Origin of the sequence: Vibrio sp. Vb1755 (genome assembly GCF_033338635.1) — a bacterium.
In the GTDB taxonomy this organism is placed as follows: Bacteria; Pseudomonadota; Gammaproteobacteria; order Enterobacterales; family Vibrionaceae; genus Vibrio; species Vibrio alginolyticus.
This window is the reverse complement of the sequence record NZ_JAWOTA010000060.1, coordinates 1-2,321: the sequence shown is the minus strand read 5'-3', so window position 1 is coordinate 2,321 and position 2,321 is coordinate 1. Positions and strand designations below refer to the sequence as shown.

Here is a 2,321-nt window from a genome sequence, read left to right as displayed (position 1 = left end):
TTCCTCCTTAGCTCAGTTGGTAGAGCGACGGACTGTTAATCCGCAGGTCGCTGGTTCGAGCCCAGCAGGAGGAGCCATATTAGAAGAAGCCGCATCACTTGATGCGGCTTTTTTGTATTAGTTTAAAGCTAAGCTCTCTCCTACTACCCACGAAATAACATAAGCGCTTTGATTATTAAAAACCGCTTACCGCAAGCTAACTATCGACTCACTAAGTAACCAGAAAATATTAACCACAAACGCGCGTGGCAAATGGTGTATCTTTCAACTAAAAAAAGCCAGGTAAAAACCTAGCTTTTTAATTCAATCGGCCATCTCTGAAATCAGCTTAAACCACCAAGACAAATATACTTTGTCTCCAGATATTCATCGAGTCCTTGCTTAGCACCTTCCCGTCCAACACCCGACTCTTTAACTCCACCAAATGGAGCCACTTCAGTAGAGATGATCCCTTCATTAACTCCAACCATGCCGTACTCTAAACCTTCACTAAAAGCCATAATACGCTTCAAGCTATTCGTATAGAAATAGCAAGCCAAACCATATTCTGTATCGTTCGCCATTTCGAGAACTTGATAATCATTTTCAAAGGTAACAATAGGCAACACAGGCCCGAATAGCTCTTGCTGAACAATCGACATATTCTGCGTCACACTATCCAAAAGAACGGGCTCCATAAAGCGACCAGGCCGTCTCTGTGGAGAGTTAGCAATAGAGGCTCCTTCTTGTACAGCTTGATCGATCACCGCCTCTAGTCGATGCTTAGAGGCCATCGTAATAACAGGACCTAATGTGACACCTTTCTCTAAACCATTTCCAAGCTTTAATTTGCTTAACTTCGACAATACTTTATCAATAAAAGCTTGTTTTACATTTTTATGAACATATAGCCGATTGGTACAAACACATGTTTGCCCTGCATTACGGAACTTCGACGCGACAAGCCCTTCCGCAGCCTCATCTAAGTCTGCATCTTCAAACACGATGAAAGGCGCATTACCACCCAACTCCATCGACACCGCCTTGACTGAATCACTGGCTTGCTTCATCAAAATTTTCCCAACGCGCGTAGACCCCGTAAAAGAGATCTTCTGAATCCTAGGATCAGTACTTAGTACTTGACCAAACTCAGCAGCCTGCTCCGACACCACGACAGAAAGCAGTTCTTTAGGGATACCAGCCTGATAAGCTAATTCAACAACAGCAATTGCAGTGAGAGGGGTAAGCTCTGATGGCTTGATCAACATGCCACAACCTGCCGCTAGGGCTGGTGCTGCTTTTCTTGTAATCATCGCAATAGGGAAGTTCCAAGGTGTAATTGCAGCGCATACTCCCACAGGCTGGCGAATTGCAGATAGACGTCTATCTGTCGTGGGGGCAGGAATAACTTCGCCATAAGCACGTTTTGCTTCTTCTGAGAACCACTCGACAAAAGAGGCACCATACATCACTTCCCCTTTGCTCTCAGCTAAAGGTTTACCCTGCTCTAAGGTAATAATCGTGGCTATGTCTTCTGCATTATCAAGAAGTAGTTGATACCACCCCCTCAAACGACGAGAGCGCTCTTTGGCACTTAATTTAGCCCAACGGACTTGCTCCGTTTTGCACTGACCAATGAGATCATCTAACTCATCAAGAGTACTAGGCTTTAACCGAATTAACTCTTGCTCAGTTGCAGGGTTGATGACCACAATTCCCTCTTCGGAAGACCATTGCTTAAATACAGATTTCAGCGTTTCATTTTTTATTTGTTGCATCATCAAACATACTCCTCAAGAACTCCTCTTAGGTTAATCGCTACTAGCAAGTTCAGCAAAGAAAACAAAGTTTTCTAAAAGGCATTAATTTTCGGAAGACTTAGATCTCTTCCTCACTATATTTCGGGAAATTGCGTAATCCACGCAACGACGGTCCCGCTCTAAACATGGAAGCAATGAATGTTTGAGAAATAAGATGTAGAAAATTATTGTTTAAGAGAGACGCTAACAAAACGCGCAGTGAGGAAGACTATTCATTCTACTACGGTTGAGGGCGAGTGTTATAAAGACTCATTGTTCAAATGACCAATCTTTCAACAAGGACATAATACAAACTCGGAGTAATTGGAAGTGCAGGCAGCAGGCCCATCTTCCTGAGAAACTCATGTGCCAAAAGGGTAAAGAAAGTCGTATTGTCTCGCCTTCAATGTGTAAATGCATTTCTAGGGGACACGACCAAACGAAAAAGCCCCAGTCTTTCGACTGGGGCTTAATATAAGTGGCGGAGTGGACGGGACTCGAACCCGCGACCCCCGGCGTGACAGGCCGGTATTCTAACCAACT

1 protein-coding gene and 1 tRNA gene are annotated in these 2,321 nt (G+C 44.1%); one reads left to right on the top strand and one right to left on the bottom strand.

Going from position 1 to position 2,321, the window contains the following annotated elements; all coding sequences use genetic code 11:
* Position 1: 1 nt before the first annotated feature.
* Positions 2-77: transfer RNA gene (locus R7E00_RS22475), tRNA-Asn, on the top strand.
* A gap of 246 nt (positions 78-323) precedes the next feature.
* Here the strand turns inward: R7E00_RS22475 and R7E00_RS22470 are convergent.
* A complete protein-coding gene (locus R7E00_RS22470; RefSeq protein ID WP_081007970.1) occupies positions 324-1,760 on the bottom strand; it encodes an NAD-dependent succinate-semialdehyde dehydrogenase in 1,437 nt (478 codons plus the stop codon).
* Between the last annotated feature and the right edge of the window lie 561 nt (positions 1,761-2,321).